The sequence below is a fragment of the Pseudomonas sp. CM27 genome, assembly GCF_013179515.1.
GTDB lineage: Bacteria > Pseudomonadota > Gammaproteobacteria > Pseudomonadales > Pseudomonadaceae > Aquipseudomonas.
Map to the genome: position 1 here is coordinate 10,864 of NZ_JABMCN010000169.1, position 2,340 is coordinate 13,203.

General features: G+C 64.3%; 2 protein-coding genes. Both read right to left on the bottom strand.

What is annotated here, in order from left to right:
• On the bottom strand, positions 1-811 hold an 811-nt coding region (gene proB, locus HP547_RS19770; protein ID WP_172287147.1), incomplete at its 3' end, for a glutamate 5-kinase.
• Positions 812-896: 85 nt separating this feature from the next.
• Entirely contained in the window at positions 897-2,123 is a 1,227-nt protein-coding gene (gene cgtA / locus HP547_RS19775; protein ID WP_172228941.1) for an Obg family GTPase CgtA, read from the bottom strand.
• Positions 2,124-2,340: the final 217 nt, after the last annotated feature.

Below are 2,340 nucleotides of genomic sequence, written 5' to 3' on the forward strand. Positions count from 1 at the left end.
GCTTGCGTGCAGCCAGCATGCCGCGCTCGGGCGACAGCAGGGTCCCCAGGCGCTCGCCGGCCTTGAGGCGGTCCAGCACGCGCTCGATGCGGCCACCGATGATGATGGTATGAGCACCGGAACGGGCAGCCAGGCGCGCGGCACGCAGCTTGGTCTGCATACCGCCACGGCCCAGGGCACCACCGGTACTGCCGGCCACCGCGTCCAGCGCCGGGTCGTCGGCACGAGCCTCGTAGATCAGCTGGGCTTCGGGGTTGTTGCGCGGGTCGGCGTCAAACATGCCATCGCGGTCGGTGAGGATTACCAGCAGGTCGGCTTCGACCAGGTTGGCCACCAGCGCCGCCAGGGTGTCGTTGTCGCCGAAGCGGATTTCGTCGGTGACCACGGTGTCGTTTTCGTTGATCACCGGCACTACACCCAGGTCGACCAGGGTGCGCAGGGTGCTGCGGGCGTTGAGGTAACGCTTGCGGTCGGACAGGTCGTCGTGGGTCAGCAGGATCTGCGCAGTGTGCTTGCCGTGCTCGCCGAAGCTCGACTCCCAGGCCTGTACCAGGCGCATCTGGCCGAGCGATGCAGCGGCCTGCAGCTCGTTCATCGCACTCGGTCGCGTGGTCCAGCCCAGCTGGCTCATGCCGGCAGCCACGGCCCCGGAGGAGACCAGTACCAACTCCACGCCTGCCTCACGCAGCGCGACCATCTGCTCGACCCAAACGGCCATGGCACCGCGGTCGAGGCCTTTGCCATCGGCGGTCAGCAGCGCACTGCCAATCTTCACGACCCAGCGCCTGGCGCCCGTCACCTTGCTTCGCATCGTCTTCCAACCTATGTCGAATCTGTAGATACCGTAGATACAAAAACGCCGCTCCAGAGAGCGGCGTTCAGTGTACTGCAACCGGTCAGTCGCGCACGTAAATGATTTCCGGGCCGTCTTCGTCGTCCTCGAAATCATCGTCCCACGCGTCATCGTCGCCGATGTCGTGCACGCTCTTGACGCCGGTGCGACGCAGGGTACGCGCGTCGTCCAGGGCCTGCAGCTGGGCACGGGCTTCGTCTTCGATGCGCTGGTCGAGGTCGGCCAGTTCTTCGGCGTAGGCCGGGTCGTTGGCCAGGCGGTCGGCGCGGTCTTCGAGGTAGCGCATCAGGTCGTGGCTGAGCTTCTCGGTGCCCTGCTTGGAGATGGCCGAAATTACGTAGACCGGGCCTTCCCACTGCAGGCGCTCGACCACTTCCTTGACCCGCTCGTCACGCTCGTCGTCCATGACCATATCGGCCTTGTTCAGCACCAGCCAACGCTCACGCTCGGCCAGCGACGGGCTGAACTGGGTCAGCTCGTTGACGATGACTTCGGCGGCGTCGGCCGGGCTGCTTTCGTCCAGCGGCGCCATGTCGACCAGGTGCAGCAGCACGCGGGTACGCGCCAGGTGCTTGAGGAAGCGGATGCCCAGGCCGGCGCCTTCGGAAGCGCCTTCGATCAGGCCGGGGATGTCGGCGATGACGAAGCTCTTCCAGCGGTCGACACTGACCACGCCCAGGTTGGGCACCAGGGTGGTGAACGGGTAGTCCGCCACTTTCGGCTTGGCAGCCGAGACCGAGCGGATGAAGGTGCTCTTGCCGGCGTTCGGCAGGCCCAGCAGACCGACGTCGGCCAGCACTTTCATTTCCATTTTCAGGTCGCGCTGATCACCAGGCTTGCCCGGGGTGGTCTGACGCGGTGCACGGTTGGTGCTGGACTTGAAACGGGTGTTACCCAGGCCGTGCCAGCCGCCCTGGGCGACCATCAGCTTCTGGCCAGGGGTGATCAGGTCACCGATCACTTCCTGGGTCGAGGCGTCGATCACGGTGGTGCCGACTGGCACGCGCAGGAACAGGTCTTCACCCTTCTTGCCGGTGCAATCGGTACTGCCACCGTTGGAGCCACGCTGGGCCTCGTGGTGACGGGTGTAGCGATAGTCGACCAGGGTGTTGAGGTTTTCGTCAGCGACCATGTACACCGAACCGCCGTCGCCACCGTCACCCCCGTTGGGGCCACCGTTCTCGATGAATTTCTCGCGACGGAAGCTCATGCAACCGTTGCCGCCGTCACCGGCCTTGACCCGAATGGATACTTCGTCAACAAACTTCATTCAAAAACCGCCTCTCGCCTTCCGACGAGTTGAATACTGATAAACCTGAGGCTCTTGCAAAAATGAGCGCGGCGGCCCCGTACGACCGAAGAAACCCACGCCGGCAGCCCATACAAACAGCTTTGCAAGAGGCTCAACACAAACGAAAAAGCCCCGTCGCATGACGGGGCTTCTGGAGCGACGTCGCAATTAAGCGGCGACGATGCTCACGTAACGG